Annotated in this window: 18 protein-coding genes; 8 read left to right on the plus strand and 10 right to left on the minus strand. The window is 33.0% G+C overall.

What is annotated here, in order from left to right; translation table 11 throughout:
- Positions 1-85 precede the first annotated feature (85 nt).
- The 5 genes from JMUB898_RS10680 (at position 86) to JMUB898_RS10700 (ending at position 3,791) form a co-directional block, all read left to right on the plus strand.
- The gene (locus JMUB898_RS10680; RefSeq protein ID WP_002441451.1) at positions 86-685 is read left to right on the plus strand and encodes a hypothetical protein; all 600 of its coding nucleotides are present in this window, start codon (positions 86-88) and stop codon (positions 683-685) included.
- Between the two features lie 419 nt (positions 686-1,104).
- A complete protein-coding gene (locus JMUB898_RS10685; RefSeq protein ID WP_002441449.1) occupies positions 1,105-1,542 on the plus strand; it encodes a DM13 domain-containing protein in 438 nt (145 codons plus the stop codon).
- A 53-nt stretch (positions 1,543-1,595) separates the two neighbouring features.
- Entirely contained in the window at positions 1,596-2,069 is a 474-nt protein-coding gene (locus tag JMUB898_RS10690; protein ID WP_037541172.1) for a DoxX family membrane protein, read from the plus strand.
- Positions 2,044-2,733, plus strand: coding sequence for a response regulator transcription factor SaeR (gene saeR, locus JMUB898_RS10695; protein WP_002441446.1), 690 nt, complete (start codon positions 2,044-2,046; stop codon positions 2,731-2,733). The genes JMUB898_RS10690 and saeR overlap by 26 nt, the downstream gene beginning before the upstream one ends.
- Before the next feature lie 2 nt (positions 2,734-2,735).
- Positions 2,736-3,791, plus strand: coding sequence for a sensor histidine kinase (locus JMUB898_RS10700; RefSeq protein WP_002441443.1), 1,056 nt, complete (start codon positions 2,736-2,738; stop codon positions 3,789-3,791).
- Between the two features lie 69 nt (positions 3,792-3,860).
- Here JMUB898_RS10700 and JMUB898_RS10705 read toward each other — a convergent pair whose 3' ends face one another.
- The 10 genes from JMUB898_RS10705 to norA form a co-directional block, all read right to left on the minus strand.
- On the minus strand, positions 3,861-4,970 hold the full coding sequence (locus JMUB898_RS10705; protein WP_002441441.1) for a glycosyltransferase family 2 protein: 1,110 nt from the start codon (positions 4,968-4,970) through the stop codon (positions 3,861-3,863).
- Between the two features lie 219 nt (positions 4,971-5,189).
- Positions 5,190-6,029 carry an aldo/keto reductase gene (locus JMUB898_RS10710; RefSeq protein ID WP_002441439.1) on the minus strand — a complete coding sequence of 280 codons (840 nt, stop codon included), beginning with the start codon at positions 6,027-6,029 and terminating at the stop codon, positions 5,190-5,192.
- A 304-nt stretch (positions 6,030-6,333) separates the two neighbouring features.
- Entirely contained in the window at positions 6,334-7,686 is a 1,353-nt protein-coding gene (locus JMUB898_RS10715) for a hemolysin family protein (protein WP_002441437.1), read from the minus strand.
- Positions 7,687-7,920: 234 nt separating this feature from the next.
- Positions 7,921-9,096, minus strand: a complete 1,176-nt coding sequence (gene nagA / locus JMUB898_RS10720; RefSeq protein WP_002441436.1) for an N-acetylglucosamine-6-phosphate deacetylase — start codon at positions 9,094-9,096, stop codon at positions 7,921-7,923.
- Positions 9,097-9,304: 208 nt separating this feature from the next.
- Complete coding sequence (locus tag JMUB898_RS10725; RefSeq protein WP_002441434.1) at positions 9,305-11,278, minus strand: PTS fructose transporter subunit IIABC; 1,974 nt, start codon at positions 11,276-11,278, stop codon at positions 9,305-9,307.
- Positions 11,279-11,283: 5 nt separating this feature from the next.
- On the minus strand, positions 11,284-12,204 hold the full coding sequence (gene pfkB, locus JMUB898_RS10730) for a 1-phosphofructokinase (RefSeq protein ID WP_002441432.1): 921 nt from the start codon (positions 12,202-12,204) through the stop codon (positions 11,284-11,286).
- The gene (locus JMUB898_RS10735) at positions 12,201-12,959 is read right to left on the minus strand and encodes a DeoR/GlpR family DNA-binding transcription regulator (protein WP_044466937.1); all 759 of its coding nucleotides are present in this window, start codon (positions 12,957-12,959) and stop codon (positions 12,201-12,203) included. The genes pfkB and JMUB898_RS10735 overlap by 4 nt, the downstream gene beginning before the upstream one ends.
- A 216-nt stretch (positions 12,960-13,175) precedes the next feature.
- A complete protein-coding gene (gene ybaK, locus JMUB898_RS10740; RefSeq protein ID WP_002441426.1) occupies positions 13,176-13,658 on the minus strand; it encodes a Cys-tRNA(Pro) deacylase in 483 nt (160 codons plus the stop codon).
- Positions 13,659-13,809: 151 nt separating this feature from the next.
- Complete coding sequence (locus JMUB898_RS10745; protein ID WP_037541171.1) at positions 13,810-14,289, minus strand: hypothetical protein; 480 nt, start codon at positions 14,287-14,289, stop codon at positions 13,810-13,812.
- A 293-nt stretch (positions 14,290-14,582) separates the two neighbouring features.
- On the minus strand, positions 14,583-15,752 hold the full coding sequence (gene norA, locus JMUB898_RS10750; RefSeq protein ID WP_002441422.1) for a multidrug efflux MFS transporter NorA: 1,170 nt from the start codon (positions 15,750-15,752) through the stop codon (positions 14,583-14,585).
- 246 nt (positions 15,753-15,998) lie between these two features.
- Here norA and JMUB898_RS10755 point away from each other — a divergent pair, with 246 nt between their 5' ends.
- From JMUB898_RS10755 to JMUB898_RS10765, 3 genes are all read left to right on the plus strand, one after another.
- Positions 15,999-16,421 (plus strand): PPC domain-containing DNA-binding protein, encoded by a 423-nt coding sequence (locus tag JMUB898_RS10755; protein WP_002441420.1) that lies wholly within the window; start codon positions 15,999-16,001, stop codon positions 16,419-16,421.
- Between the two features lie 141 nt (positions 16,422-16,562).
- Complete coding sequence (locus JMUB898_RS10760) at positions 16,563-17,180, plus strand: DUF1361 domain-containing protein (protein WP_037541530.1); 618 nt, start codon at positions 16,563-16,565, stop codon at positions 17,178-17,180.
- Entirely contained in the window at positions 17,177-17,455 is a 279-nt protein-coding gene (locus JMUB898_RS10765) for a hypothetical protein (RefSeq protein ID WP_002441417.1), read from the plus strand. The genes JMUB898_RS10760 and JMUB898_RS10765 overlap by 4 nt, the downstream gene beginning before the upstream one ends.
- Positions 17,456-17,464: the final 9 nt, after the last annotated feature.

A 17,464-nucleotide genomic window follows, 5' to 3' on the forward strand; every position in this document is an offset into this window, starting at 1 on the left:
TAAGACTTATTGAGTGTTTTGTAATGATTAAGTTTATGTTAATTGATATAATGTTGAAATGAAGAATTGTGGATAGGAGTTCAACATGATTATATATATATTAGTTAATATAGCCGTCGTCTTGCTTATTGTTGGCTTTGACCTTTATCGGCATCAATTCAATCAACTTAAGTTTAGCTCCATATTATTAGCGATATCGCTTAACAGTATTATTGATATTTATGTGATAGATAAGTTTAATTTCATTACTTTATCTACTGTATTGTTATTTTTAATATGGACATTTTTACAAATATATTTAAATAAAAAATTATATCCATTTCAGATTACAGAACAAAAATTTATAGCTACAATCTTTGCTATTGTTATAAGCCTTTCCCAATTTATCACTGATATTTCTAGTGAACAATCTGTATACATGTCTATACCATATTTAGCACCAGCAATATTTATCTTCGGTGCAGTGTTAGTATTTATCGGGACCTTTAAGATGTCTGAAATTGAACACATCTCTTTGTTAACCAAAGTTAAAAGACCTATTACTACCGGAACCATTGTCATCATCTTATCTTTTATAATAATGATGATTTTAACACCGTTTTGGTATGTATACGTGATTGTTTACTTCCTATTCATAGCATTTATTTTATGGCAAGGCATTTTCTTCGTAAAAAGAAAACAATAGCACTCATATTTATTCTAAATAAATTACTCAGATTGGGTTATCAATCCCAAAATACTTAGCTCTAAGATCATTTCTAATTTGGTGGGCAATCCAAAAGTTAGTTTAAAATTTAACTTTATGGTGCTCACTACCTGATAGAAATTGTCTTAGAGCTTATTTTATATCATTGTTCGTTTTAATCTCTTTAAAGACACAAATTTCCTAATAAACTGTTGCTTGATATTTAAGCAGATATATTTTTTCTTCTTTTAATCCCCTCTATCTACCATCACACTATTTATACATTCATTATCAAAAGTATAAATAAAAAGAATTTTGATTTAATTCTTTTTTAAATGTAGTTAAGAAATAGTTAATGGTTTAAAAATGTTATCCCGCTTAAACTAATCTTAAATACATATAGAAAAGAGGAATACATCATGAATACAAAATATTTATTTGCAGTCGGCGCAATTGTCACATCACTTACATTAGGTGCGTGTGGAAATTCTAATTCTGATCAAGAACATTCTCAACACAAAGATAAGCAACAAGAAGAAAGTAAAGTTAAAACTGATAAAACGAAAAAACTATTCGGTACGTTTAAATCCAAAAATGGTGAAAAAGTAGAAGGCACGGCTAAAATTGAAAATGGTAAATTAATGTTAGAAAATTATAAGTCATCTAAAGGTCCAGATTTATATGTCTTCTTAACTAAAGACGGTGATATCAAATCAGGTAAGAAAATCTCAACTGTAGATTACAATAAATCAAAACAAACTTTTAATTTAAAAAATGTCGATTTAAATAAATACAATGAAGTTACAATTTATTGCGAAAAGGCACATGTTATTTTCGGTGGAGCGAAATTGAAATAACTTAAATTAGCTTATTCATACGTTTGCAACTAGAGAAAGAGAGAGGATTAACTATGAAGAAATTAAGTTTATTAATCATTATTATCATTCGTATTATTTCAGGTATTGTGATTTTCAGACAAGGCTTGGAAAAATTTACGGGAGATTTTACTTTAAATGGATTAGTGCCTGTCATTCGTGATAATACCGATTCACCTCAATGGTATAAATGGTTCTTTGAAAATATCGTCTCACATTCAACAGGTTTGTTTAATTTTATCATTCCGTTAGGAGAAATGGCTATCGGTTTAGGACTCATCTTAGGCGTCTTCGCATATGCTGCAAGTTTCTTTGGCGCCTTTGTTATGATAAATTATATCTTAGCAGATATGATTTTTACGTACCCTCTACAATTAGCTTTCTTTATTATTTTATTGATGAGTCACTCATTACTAAATAAAGTTTCACTTAAAGAAGTTATCACTCATTTGAGAGAACGTAACAACCGAGGTGAAGACAAGCATGACACATTTACTGATCGTGGATGATGAGCAAGACATTGTAGATATATGCCAAACATACTTTGAATATGAGGGCTATCAAGTCACTACGACAACGAATGGAAAAGAAGCAATCCAATTATTATCATCAGACATCGATGTCATGATTTTAGATATCATGATGCCTGAAGTTTCTGGTTACGATATTGTTAAAGAAATGAAAGCAAAGCAACTTGATATTCCTTTTATTTACTTAACGGCTAAAACACAGGAACACGACACAATCTATGCACTTACACTAGGCGCAGATGATTATGTTAAGAAACCGTTTAGTCCTAGAGAACTCGTATTACGAACAAATAACCTACTCACGCGAATTAGTAAATATCAATCTTCTAATAGAATAGAACAACTCGAATTTAATGGATTAATATTAAATAATTCAAGTAAAACATTAACTATAGATAATCAAGAAATTCCTATGCGTATAAAAGAATTTGAATTACTATGGTATCTGGCTTCGCGAGAAAATGATGTCATATCTAAATCCGAACTTTTAGAAAAGGTTTGGGGATATGACTATTATGAAGACGCCAATACTGTCAACGTTCATATCCATAGAATACGTGAAAAATTAGAGAAACATCATTTCATCACATATACAATTACAACAGTATGGGGGTTAGGATATAAATTTGAAAGGAGCCGATAAGCATGTTCTCTATTCGTAGCCAAATTACCATCGGCGTCATTTCAAGTGTACTCTTAACTACCATTATACTTGTCATTGCATACAAACTGATGTGGTTCAACGGTCATATGACCTTCACATTAACCATTACGACAATGATAACAAGTTGTTTAACACTTTCAATTTGTAGTATTTTTATTACGCCATTAATCCAGAAAATTAAACAATTCAACATCAAGACAAAGCAATTCGTTAACGACGAGCATTTAATTGACGATGATACATTTCAATCTCCAAGAGAAATTAAAGAACTTAATGATTCATTTAACAAGATGGCAGACGCAATCACTAAACAAATGGACATGATTAAAAACGAACAACAGGAAAAAACGGAAATTATTCAAAATCTTGCCCATGATTTAAAAACGCCACTCGCAGGAATTCTCTCATATACAGAAGGATTACGCGACGGGGTCATTAGTGAGAAACAAGAAGTTCACGCTGCTTATGACGTACTCATTAAACAAGCAAATCGTCTTTCTACATTATTCGATGACATGACGCACGTGATTTCACTTAACACTGGTCGTTCTTATCCTTTGGAATTAATTCAACTCGACCAATTACTAGTCACTATTCTTCAAACTTATGAACAACGAATTAAGCAAGAGAATCGAACACTAGAGGTCAATTTCAGTAACAATATTGATGCATTCTACCAATATCGACCTCCATTAGAACGTATTTTGACTAATTTATTAGAGAACGCTTTAAAGTTTTCTAATTATGGTAGTCGCATCGATATTATTATTTCTGAAAATGAAGAAAACGATTGTATCAACATCGCAATTAAAGATGAAGGTATTGGAATTGTACCTGAACTTCAATCTCGTATTTTTGAGCGGACTTTCAGAGTAGAAGACTCAAGAAATACTAAAACAGGTGGTTCAGGATTAGGATTGTACATTGCTAATGAACTTGCTCAACAAATTGATGGATCAATCATTGTTGGAAGTGAACTTAATGTGGGAACTACAATGACACTCAAGTTAAAGAAATTTGATATTTCATCACATTAAAATAGCGATAAGATGATTTCTATTTGAAACCGTCTTATCGCTATTAATATTTTTGTCCTTTTCATTATTTTAATGGACATGTTCTTTATATTGTTCTTCTTCATTATTAGCTTGATGACTTGATTGTTTAAGTGCACTATCTTTATGATAATCGCTAAATTGATAGTAATCATCTTTAGCTTTAAAATGAGACGTTTGATTGTCAGAACGTTCTTCTTCAGTTTTATTTTCATTATCAGATGGTTTAAGGTTTGTCGCCTGAACAATATATTTCGGTCTGCGTTTAACTTCATAATAAATACGACCGATATATTCACCTATCACACCAATAGATATCAGTTGTATTCCTCCCAGTAAGAGTATGGCAGCAATTGTAGTGAAATATCCTGGAATATTGATACCTGAGATTATAATATTAATTAATAGATAGATAATGTATAAGATACTGATTGAAAATGTAAACATACCTAAGTAAATCATCATACGTAAAGGTTTATTATTGAATGATATTAATCCATCAATACCATAATTTAAAAGTTTTCTAAACGTCCATTTTGACTCTCCTGCTTCACGCGTCACATTCTCATAGGTAAAGACTTTAGTATTATATCCTATCCATTCGAACAATCCTTTTGAAAATCGATTATATTCATCAAGTGATGTCAGTGCTTGAACTGCGCGTTGACTGAGTAATCTAAAGTCACCCACGCCATCTTCAAATTGAACGTCCTCCACGAAAGCGTTGATTATTTTATAATATAATCGTGACATGGATTTACGTGCGAAGTTCTCACCTTCACGATCTCTTTTAGCAATAACTTGATCATATCCTTCTATAAACCCTTCAATCATGTGAGGAATATATTCTGGAGGATGTTGTAAATCACCATCAATCATTACGACTGCATCATGATTGATACTATTTTGATAACCAGCTATCATCGCGGCTTCTTTACCGAAATTTCTACTAAATGAAAGGAATTTGACATGAGAATCATAAGCAGCAAGATTTTGTAAATGATCGATTGTATTATCCTTGCTACCATCGTCAATAAACAGTAAATCGTATTCATAATTTTTGACTAAACTATCTTCTGTCATAATTTCAGTCAACTTGTCATATGTCTTTAATACGACTTCGCCTTCGTTATAACACGGAACGATGACTCTGATTTTCATTTAATTACATCCTTTTCTATAAAGTTATTTAATAATATTTTATCAATTTCTTAATAGTATATTCTAGCCAAAACTATTCATTTACATAATCTTAACTTTAGCTAAATATTTGTAATTGTTCATTATTATTAAATAATAGACGTTTTCACTTCAAAAAATAATGTAATTAATCAAAGTTTTTAATCCTAAACGCTTCACCAGTATAACTTACCTATCCAACTACTTTAAATCGCCAATACTTACGTCATCAGGATCTTTACCCTGACGTGCATTTTTGTTTAAACTATCAATCTCCGCTACCTCTGTAAGTTCTAAATTAAAGTCTAAAATATCAAAGTTTTCTCGAATACGTTCTGGCGTCTTAGATTTTGGAATAATGATTCGATCATGTGCCAAATGCCAACGTAATACAACTTGGGCAGGTGTTTTACCATGTCGTTGTGCAATATCTACAATGGTTGGATGATCTAAGAGACCTCTATTTCTCATTAAAGGCATCCACGCAGTGACTTTAATATCATGTTCATCACAGAATTCTTGCACCTCTTTTTGGTTAAAATAAGGATGCAATTCAATCTGATTAACTTGAGGTACAACATCCGTTGCGTCCATTAACTTTTTCAAATGATGTTCCTTAAAGTTACACACACCAATCGCTTTTACTTTACCTTCTTCATATAACTTTTCCAACGCTTTATAAGATTCAATAAATAAGCCATCCTTTTCACAAGGCCAGTGAATTAAGAATAAATCAATGTAATCTAAACCTAAGTTCTCTAGTGAGCGATTAAAGTATTCAATGGTACTGTCATAACCTTGATAATCATTCCATAACTTTGAAGTGATAAATAATTCGTCACGATTCATTTCAGAATTGTTTAAAGCTTTACCTAAAGCCACTTCATTTCCATAGAAATATGCTGTGTCGAATGCACGATAACCAGCGTCTAATGCAGTTTTTACTACATTGTCCATTTCTTCATCAGTGATCTTGTATACACCTAATCCGATCGACGGCATTGGGTACCCATTATTTAAGACTTGCGTATCATTAACCATTCTATGTATCTCTCCTTTATTTATACATCTTCATTTAAATACTTACCGATGCAGATTCATCTTGAAAATGAAAACCTTTCTCTAAATAAGTATGATTCATCCTTAACTATAGTTCTGTACGTCTCAATAAGCATAACCTATGGCCTATTTACCACACAAATAAAGTGTTTATTTGCACATTTTCATCATTTAAATATTGAAAAAGCTCTAAGACGATTTCTATATAAGAAATCACCTTAGAGCCAAGCTGACTAGAAGCTAATAATTATTTAAGTTTAATTCTCAACCTATTAAGGCTTTACTTTTATGATTCAGAATGATCATCGTCAGATTCTTCATCCATCGTTGGTCTTGATTGGTTAAATTCATATTTTAAATTAATCCATATAATTTGATGATTATCGACTTCAGTAATAATCCAACGATCAAATTCTGTATCTACGTAATCATCTTTTTGTAAGTTGGTATTACGTGATTGAAGCCAACCGCCAATCGTATCAATATCTTCGGAATCTTCAAATTCAATACCAAATTGTTCGTTCAAGTCGTCTAGTAGTACACGACCGTTAATTTGATAGGTAGAATCATCAAGTTTAACGATATCATTGACCTCATCATCATCAAACTCATCTCGAATTTCACCAACAATCTCTTCTAAGATATCTTCCATTGTTAAGATACCTGCCGTACCACCATATTCATCAATGATTAGACTCATATGGACATGTTCTCTTTGCATACGAATAAGCGCATCACTTATACGTGTTGTTTCAGAAATCATTGGTAATTCATGAATGTAATTTGCAATTTTGATAGGCTTTCCTGAAGCATATTCTGTTAAAAATTCCTTAACGTTAATAAATCCTTTGACATGGTCTTTATCCCCATCCTCTGTAATTGGATAGCGAGTAAATTGATGTTCTTTAATTGTTTCAAGTAATTCATCCACGTTAAATGGTTCATTAAGGGTGATCATTTGAGTACGTGGCACCATGATATCTTTGGCATGACGTTCATCAAATGAAAAGATATTCTGCATATATGCAAGCTCTGTCTGATTGATTTCTCCGCCGTTATAACTATTATTTATAATAATTTTAATTTCTTCTTCTGACATCGCATCGGTTTGCGCATCAGGATCAAAACCAAACATTCTAACAATTACACGTGCTGAACCATTCATTAACCAAATTAACGGTTTCATAATATTACCAAAGTAATAAAGTGGTCTTGAATAAAGTAATGCAAGTTGTTCAGTGTGTTGAATCGCAAATGATTTAGGCGCTAATTCACCTAATACCACATGTAAATAAGTCACTACAATAAATGAGATAACAAACGAAATTGTCGTTGTTAACGCATCAGGTAAATGTAATAAATCGAATAGAGGATGCAATAACTTTTCAAATGTAGGCTCCCCTAACCAACCTAAACCTAATGAAGTCACCGTAATACCTAACTGGCATGCCGATAAATAATAGTCTAGATTAGCAATCATTTTTTTTACTATTTTAGCGCTTCTATTTCCTTCTTCAACTAATTGTTCAATTCGTGTCGATCTCACTTTAACAAGTGCGAATTCTGATCCAACGAATACCGTTGTTAATGCAATCAAAAGAAAAAATGTGATTAAACTAATTATGGTCGAAGTTTCCAATTAATTCCCTATTTCTAGGGATTCACCTCCATATTATATGTGCCACCCATGGGTAACACGTATTGAAATCATCTTTTATACTCAAGCGACGACTACATGTTAAGACCTTCCCATTGTGACACCCCCGAAAAAAATGTAATTTCTTCTATTTTATCATATTTCGTTTCTAGAATGTTAAATATAAACCTAATGCTACATTATAATGGAAACAATTACCCCATTCAATAAAACACTTTATTTATCAAAATGATGGCACTCACCATTTTTAATTGTATTAATGACATTGCAATCATCATCTAATATCACAATATCTGCATCTTTACCCATTTTTATACTTCCTTTAACATCATCGATACCTAAAGTAATTGCCTGATTTAAACTTGTTACTCTCCATAAGTTCTCTAGTTTATCATCAGTATATGTCATTAAATTTTGAAGGCCTTCGTTCATTTTCAAGATACTACCAGCTAGTGCGCCACTAGCAAGACGTGCTTCTTTACCTTTAACGATGACATTTTGACCACCTAAATCATACTCTCCTTCAGGCATTCCTTTAGCTCTCATCGCATCTGTAATTAGATAACAATGTTCATTGCCTTTAAGTTTATATGCGAGCGCTATAGACGCAGGATGTGAGTGCACACCGTCTACAATCATTTCAGTATTTAAACCTTTATTTAACCAAGCAGCACCAAACACGCCTGGTTCACGATGTGCAAATCCTGTTGCTGCATTATATAAATGTGTGATATGTTTCGCGCCGTGTTTGATAGCTTCATTTGCCTCATCGAACGTTGCTACGGTATGGCCTATTGAAAAAATAATATCATCTTTCATAGCATTCAACGTTTCTTTAGCATTGTCTACCTCAGGTGCAAATGTGATAATTTTGATTAAACCATTAGCCACATTTTGAAAGGCATGAATTTGTTCAACTGAAGGTCTTTGTACATATTTTGGATGTTGTGCGCCTACTTTATGTTCAGAAATAAATGGACCTTCGAGATGAATTCCTACGATTTCAGCAGCAGAATGTTCATCTTGTTGCGATTGATATTCGGCAATATTTTTTAGTGCACGGTTAATATTGTCAGTCGACTGCGTCATCGTTGTTGCCAAGAAAGATGTTGTCCCTTCTGATAATAAAGATTCTGCCAAATGTTGTAATCCTTCATAAGACGCATCCATTGCATCCTCTCCATATCCGCCATGAATATGGATATCTATAAATCCAGGCACAATATGTCGCCCCTCCGCATCAATACGTTGAATTGAATCTTGAGAGGCTACTTCTTGAAAATGCCCTTCACCTACGTCTGCGATTTTTCCGTCTTTAATATGAACGAATCCTTTGTCGATCACTTGATTTTCTGTATATACTTTCCCGTTCGTAATTACATATTCTGACATGATTGAAACCTTCTTTTCTTTGTATTATCTAATGATTCTTCAGCTATTTTATTATAGCTTTCTTTACGCGCTATATCATTTATTTCTATTTGAATCTACTCAACTTTTTCTGAAGATTAACATTGTTGTCATGTTCCATAAAGTTTCATTTAATATAAAAAGCCCCTGCCAACTACATTAATTTTGGCAAGAGCTTGTCGTAATTCTATTATTCATCCATTGCTTCAGAAGCTTGAATTTCATTTTCAGTTACTTTAGGTTTTAAGAAACCATATAATAATGCTGAAATCAATGTACCTACAACTAATGCAAGCAATGTTTGTAGAAAATGACTAAAGTCTGTCGCAAGTATAACAATGATACCGCCATGTGGCGCATTAATTCTTGAACCTAAACTTAGGGCGAGTGCACCAGCAACACCTGAACCAACCATCATTGATGGAATTACACGTAATGGGTCGGCTGCTGCAAATGGGATAGCACCTTCAGTAATGAATGATAATCCCATCACATAGTTTGGAACAATTGAACCTTTTTGTTCTTTCGTAAATTTCTTTCTAAAGATTAACATAGCTGTCGCAATCGCTAATGGTGGAATCATACCACCAATCATAGCTGCTGTTATTGGTGCAGCATTTCCTTCAGTTAATGCCGCTGTTGCGAAGACATATGCCGCTTTGTTAAATGGTCCCCCCATATCGATAGCCATCATTGCACCAATCACTAAACCTAGTAACATGATATTTGAGCCAGATAAGCTATTTAAACCATGAAGTAATAAATGATTGAGCCATGATGCGGGTGGATTGAATATATATACCATTAGTAAACCAGTGATTGTTACTGAAAGTACTGGATAGATTAATGTTGGTTTTAAACCTTCAACTGCTTGAGGTAATTTACGCGTAATATATTTAATTCCTTGTGTTAAGTAACCTGCTAGGAAACCAGCAATAATACCACCAATAAATCCTGATCCGCCAGAAATAGCTAGCATACCACCAACTAAACCTGCAGCAAAACCTGGTTTATCTGAAATACTACGAGAGATGAAACCTGCTAATACTGGGATAATCAATGCGAAGGCACTATTTTTACCAATATTCCATAATTGTTCAGCAAACGCATTATGTTCTGAACTTTTAGGATCGAAAGAGTTTGCTCCGAATAAGAACACAATTGCCATTAAAATACCACCAGCGATAACAAGTGGTAACATATTTGAAACACCATTCATTAAGTGTTTGTAAAATGCTTTACCAGGGCTCAGTTTTTCTTCTTTTTCATCTTTATTGCCTCTAGCACTATCGCCACGAGCAACAAATGGTTTACGGTTTGTGTCTAATGCTGTGTTAATTAATTCTTCTGGACGTTTAATTCCGTCCGCAACTGGAACTTCCACCACATTTTTTCCATTGAAACGATCTGTCTCAACATGAACATCAGCTGCTACGATAATTCCTGTAGCACGTTCAATGTCTTGCTCTGTTAAGTGATTTTTAACACCACTTGAACCGTTAGTTTCTACTTTAATTTTGACACCCATTTTTTCGGCTTGTTTTTTCAAAGCATCGCGTGCCATATACGTATGTGCAATACCTGTTGGACAAGCCGTCACAGCTAATACATATGGCTCATCGCTTTGATCTGAATCTGTACTTCCAGCAGTAGCTCCTACTGCATTTGATTCATTCTCTTGCGCTTCTGCTTCTTCCTCTTTTGTTGCTTCATCATCCGCTTCATCAATAATTTGCAATACTTTTTCAGGTGATTCAGCATGTATTAATCTTTCGCGAACATTTTCATCCATTAAAATGCCTGAAAGTTTAGCTAGTGCATCTAAATGTGTTTGAGCGCCACCTTCTGGTGCAGCAATCATAAAGAATAAGTGTGCAGGTTGCATATCTAAACTTTGGTAATCCACGCCTTCTTTAGACTTCCCAAAGGCAATTGCTGGTGATTTAACCGCTGCTACCTTGGCATGAGGAATAGCAATCCCTTCTCCAATACCTGTTGTACTTTGTGATTCACGATTGTGAATTGCTTCTTTGAATGACGCTACATCACTTAGTTTTCCTGCTTTATCTAATTGATTTACAAGCTCATCGATGACACCATTTTTATCTGAGGCAGATAAATCCATTGCGATTGTGTCTTTTGTTAATAGTTCTGTGATTCTCATTTATTTCACTCCCCATCAAGTACAGAAATTGTAACTTGAGATTTAATTTTTTCTATAGCATCCCTCGTTGCTAAATCTTCATCAAATGCAGTAGCTGTTCCTGAAGCGACTGCTTGTTTGAAAGCGTCTTGGATAGATAAACCTGAGGCTAAGCCAGCAACCATCCCTGCAACTGTACTATCGCCAGAACCAACAGTATTGACTACTTGCCCTTGAGGGTTCACGGCTTTAATACTTTGCTTTTTATCTACATAAATTGCACCATCGCCACCTAACGAGATAATGACGGATTGAGCACCCATTTTAAGAATTTCCTTACCATATTTAACAACGTCTTCATCACTCGTTACCGTTGTATTAAACATCACTTCGAGTTCATCTTTATTGGGTTTAATGAAAAGTGGTTGATAAGGTAATACTGTTTCGACTAAATCCTTTTCCGCATCTACAACAAGTTTAGCGCCAGTATCTTTAGTGATTTCAGCTATTTGAGCATATGCATCACTTGGAATACTATTGGGTACGCTACCCGCTACAATGACCGTATCGTCACTTGTTGTATTTCTAATCTTTGTTAGAAGCGCTTGAAATTGTTCATCAGTGACTTTAGGTCCTGGTGCATTGATTTCGGTCTCTTGACCTGATTTAAGTTTCACATTAATACGCGTATCTTCATCTACTTGAATAAAATCTGTTTGGATTTGACTATCTTCTAATGTTTTAGAAATAAATTCTCCTGGAAATCCTCCAGCAAAACCTAATGCAGTAGAATCAACATCTAAAGTTTTAAGTACTCTTGAGACATTGATACCTTTACCTCCTGCAAATTTATATGTTGCGGTTGCTCTATTTAATCCTTTTAAATTAAACCCATCCGTAAACATGATGTAATCGATGGAAGGATTAAATGTTACTGTATAAATCATGACTTACCTCCTACAAAGTGATATTCGCTTAGATATTCCTCTGTCACTTTATTTTTAAATGCCTTCTGAGATGTAATGATTTTAATCCCTTCTGACTTAGGTACTCTTGCAAAGTACACTTGGTTAAATTTCGTTTGATCTACTAATATGTACTTATCATTTGAAAGTTTCATTGCCGTTTCTTTAATCAACGCTTCTTGTTCATCCGGAGTGGTAAATCCGTATTTCAAATCAATACCATTCATTCCGATAAATGCGCGATCAAAACAATATCTTCTTAACGTTTCCAATGCATTTGCACCAACTGTTGCCATGGTCGTTTCTTTCACTTGTCCGCCTATCATTAGTGTTTTTATCCCATATTTCAAAAGTTGCTCAACATGCGTCATACCATTTGTTACAACGATGATATCTTTGGCATCTATATATTGAATCATTTCAAAAGTTGAAGACCCTGCATCTAAAAAGATACATTCATTATCTTGTATCTCTTGCGCAGCACGTTTACCTATTTCTTGCTTTTCACGTAAATTCTGAGTCAATTTTTCAGATAAGCCAGGTTCTACTACTCGATTTTGATTGAGCGTTGCACCACCATGAACACGTTGTAATTTCCCAATCTTTTGTAGTTTAGATAAATCTCTTCTAATCGTTGAGGCACTACAATCCGTGCGATCAATTAATTCTTGGAGTGTTAAAAAGTCTTTTTTAGTTAATTCTTGTAATATCAAATCATGACGTTTTTCTGAAATCATCTTGTCACCCCATCTCAATCATTATTATAATGAGTACGCTTACATTTTTCAATCATAAATTGCCAAAAACAATCAAAAACATTCATTTTGTGACAAAATAAAAAACACCCTTTTTATGAGGTGTTTTTATTTCTGACTGTAATATCAAGGTTTAAACCATTTAAATGGTTGTGATTCATACTTTCAAAATCAATCACAATATTATATTTTACCAAGTTAATCGTGTGTAATATGTGCAACTTGTGCTTCTGTCATTTTAATTAAATCTTCGACTTTAATGATAATCTGCATACCACGTTGACCACCACTCACATAAATTTTATCCAAATTTTGAGCAGAACGATCAATAGTGGTCTTGAATAAATGTTTCATCCCAATTGGCGAACATCCGCCTCTTACGTACCCAGTGACTTGTTTTAATTGATCTAGTGGCATTAAATTAAGCTTTTTCTCGTTAACTACGTGCGCGGCCTGTTTCATATCTAATGATGCATTGACTGGAATAACAAAGACAAAGTGTTCATGATTCGCATTTTCTAATACAAGCGTTTTATAAACTTCTTCAACATTTGCCCCTACCATTTTGGCAATTTGCTCACCGTGTTGATGTTTCTCGGTTACTTCATAAGTGTTAGTTTCATAATCAATTTTTGCACGATCTAGCATACGCATCGCATTGGTCTTTTTCGTTTTAGCCATCTTTTTCACCTTCAATATTATAACTTCATTCGATAACTATTTTATCATGTAATGGAAGAATCATTTAACCAGTCATTCAGTCATTTCAACTACGCATTGGACATTCACATAATAAAAATCACTCTTCCTGTTTAATCTGAAAGAGTGATTGTTAATGTGTGTACAATCTTTTAGTATTCACGTGCCCATTTTTATCGACAGTAATATCTGTTTCATGTTTACCATGCATATCTGTAAAAGCATATTCCGAAGTTGGTGATTGACTGTGCATATGGTCAATTTCGTAATTCGTGTTCAAATGATTGTTTGCATAATTCAAAGCAATAACATTACACTCTTGTGGTGTGAAATCATAAGAAGTTTGACCGTTATCAACTTTTTTATTGTAGTTTTTATTATTGATTTGCTTACTCTTGTCGTTTTCGTCTTTTTCTGATGCTTTTGCAGTATAGTTTGAATGTAAATTAAATGTATCTTCGATGTAAGAAACTTTATTTGCTTTTGAAAATGTACATATCGTTTGGTGTACTTTTGCTAAAGCATTTTGATTTGTAGCTAGGAAGATTAATCCTACTAAACAAATAGATAGTATAACTGCTACAATACTTAATAATAAATTTTTCAAATTCATCTCCTTACCCACATTTCTCTTGAGATTTTCATCTATCTTAACATAATAATTTTCATAAAAAGATATGTAGGTTGCAATTTAAATAGATTGTAATATTTGTAACATGAATTTTACTGAAGTTGTTATTTTTGTTACATAAAAGACGCATTAAGCATGCTTAATCAAATTTAATTTTTCGGTTTTTGACTATAAAATATGTAGAAATCATTATAAATGTTCCTCAATCGCAAACATATTAAAAAATCCCAAAGAAAACTTAAATCTTGTTTCTTTGAGATTAAAATACTTCATTATTATGATTGCTGTGTTTTCTTACGCTTTGATCTTAGGCCCTTTTCAATAAAGATAATTACAATTCCACATAAAGACACTGCAATGGCCATGTAAATCGGAAATTCTAAGTTAATATCGAATAATGCACCTGCTACAAGTGGACCGACGAAATTCCCCATACTCGTGAATGTCGAGTTAAGTCCACCTGCAAAACCTTGTCGATCTCCTGCTATATTAGAGAAATAATTGGTTAGTGCAGGACGTATCATATCGAATCCAATAAACACAATAAAACTGATAACCATAATCGTCCAGTAACCATTAGCAACAACGAGCATAACAAGAACAATTGCTGAATATAATAATGACCAGGCAATGAAGTTAAGCTCTGATAAATACTTCATAAATTTATCAAAGAAGAATACTTGGAATAATGCGCCAAATATTCCACCGCCTGTAATCGCAATAGAAATGTCTTGAGGCGTATAGTTAGCTTTATCTGATGTATATAAAGAGAACAATGTTTCAAATGCTGATAAACCAAAGGCTAATACTAACGTTAAAATGACAGGCGTGATAAAGACTTTCCAATTGATTTTAGTGAGTAATTCAGGTTGATATTGATGGAAACCATCTGTCGTTTCTTTTTTAGGATTATGAATTAAAACAAGAGACATGATAAACGCGATGGCACCTAAAGTTCCGGCAAAATAGAACGGAAGTCTATGAGAAAATTCAGCTAAGAAACCGCCAAATCCAGGACCTAAAATAAATCCTGAATTAATAATTGCAGACATATAGCCAAAATTTTTCGCTTTATCTGCACCTGGAGAGATGTCAGCAATCATTCCTGTGACACCAGGCATTACCATTCCTGCACTAAATCCCCCTAGTACACGAGAGATGATTAATATTGTAAATGTTTGTCCTGCAGCAAACATAAATTCAGATATTGAGAATAAAACGAGTCCAATACAAATAATGAGTTTCTTTCCTAATTTATCTGCCAATGTTCCGCCGAATGGTGAAATAATCATTTGAGACAAAGCAAATGCAGCAACTAGTAAACCTAAATCACTACCTTTTAATCCCAAATCTTTTAAATAAACGGGTAACACTGGAATCACAAGACCTATTCCTAAAAATATAAGGAAAATATTGAAGTAGAGTGTAAATAATTGTTTTTTCATAAAGTGACCTCCTCTCTATATAAATTTTCTGAAGATATTTCATATTAAATCTTAGTTTTAGCTAATTCTTTATATTTATAAATAGTTAAATAAACGTAGTTTCATTACTTAAGTAACTAAAAGTTTCTACATTGTATACTATTTCAATATCATATTACAATAGCTCATCATTAAAATTTAAGCATTTCACCTTTTTTCACTGTATACTTTTACTTATAAAAGTTATCAAACAAAGGGGGTTATGTTATGAAATATCAAACTGAAGGCAACACAATTGTACTTGTATTAGAAAAAGGGGAAGACATTATAGGCTCAGTCACAAAAATCGCACAACAATATAATGGTAAATTCGGTTCAGTAAGTGGCATTGGTGCATGTGATGCTGTAACTTTAAATTTCTATAACTTAAATACACAAGAATATGAAGCGAAAGACATTAAAGAACCATTAGAATTAATAAGCTTACTAGGCAATATCTCACACATTGATGATAAACCATTTGCACATTTACACGCTACATTTGGAACTCAACAATATGAAACCCTCAGCGGTCATCTGACTAAAGCAATTGTTTCTGCTACTGCTGAAATTATCATTACAATGACTTCACTCGATATCAATCGCATCCATAACAAAGAGATAGGTTTAAATTTATTAGACCCTTCATAACTATTTTCTTCACCTTTCATTTAATAATGATAGACTGTAAATCATTCGATACTCATATTATTTGATATGCCTTAGGTTAAAAGTTATCATTAAAATCCGACTATCAAATTTTTTAAAACTTTAGGAAAGTAGTGCATGACAGTGCAACCACGTTATATTGCAAGGATATACTTTATTATTTTATTTACCATCTCGTTAGCAGAAACGAGAGTCTTTAACTTTATGACGCTTAATTTATTTTTAGCATATATTCCTTTTGAATTATGTTTACTTTTAAAGCTCTTTAAACCTAAAAAAGCATTCGAGTGGCCGTTATTTATTATTTTCGGACTTGTATTCTTACTATTAGTACCTAATACCTTTTATATGATTACTGATTTAATACATTTAAACCAATTTCAATTTAACTTTCTAGTGGGATTGAATCTTACTGAATGGATATTCTTCACATATCTTATGCTAGGTGTCTTTTTAGCAATGTATGTCATGATTCTCATATTTATGGAGATAGAACATTTTACATCTCATGTATGGTTGAACCGCGCACTAATTGTTGTACTTATGTTCTTAAATGGATTAGGTATTTATATAGGCCGATTTTTAAGACTTCATACGGTTTATTTAATTAATGAACCACTAAAAATCGTGACAGAAGTCCTCTCAGTATTTAGTTTAAAAACTTTCATGTTTGTACTTTTAATGGTCTTGATGCAAGCTGTACTGGCCTTAATTGTTAAAGGGGTGAGATTACAAAAATGATTTTCAATATTACGCTTTTAATCATTATTCTCATCGTTCTACAGCTTATCGTCGGGCATTTTTGGCATGATATAGGTTTTAGTTATACTCAAAGCATCTTATTAATGTGCTTACCTTTAGGTATCGGTTTATTTCTTATGCAAGTCTTTTACTACGAAAGACGTTATCCGAACTGGGAAGTGCCACTTAACATTAAATTAAGACTTAAATATATGTATATTCTTACTTTACTGGAGTATGTAGCAGTATATATTTGTCTTTTCATATTAAAATAATTTAAAAGC

This window comes from Staphylococcus caprae (assembly GCF_003966625.1).
Classification (GTDB): Bacteria; Bacillota; Bacilli; order Staphylococcales; family Staphylococcaceae; genus Staphylococcus; species Staphylococcus caprae.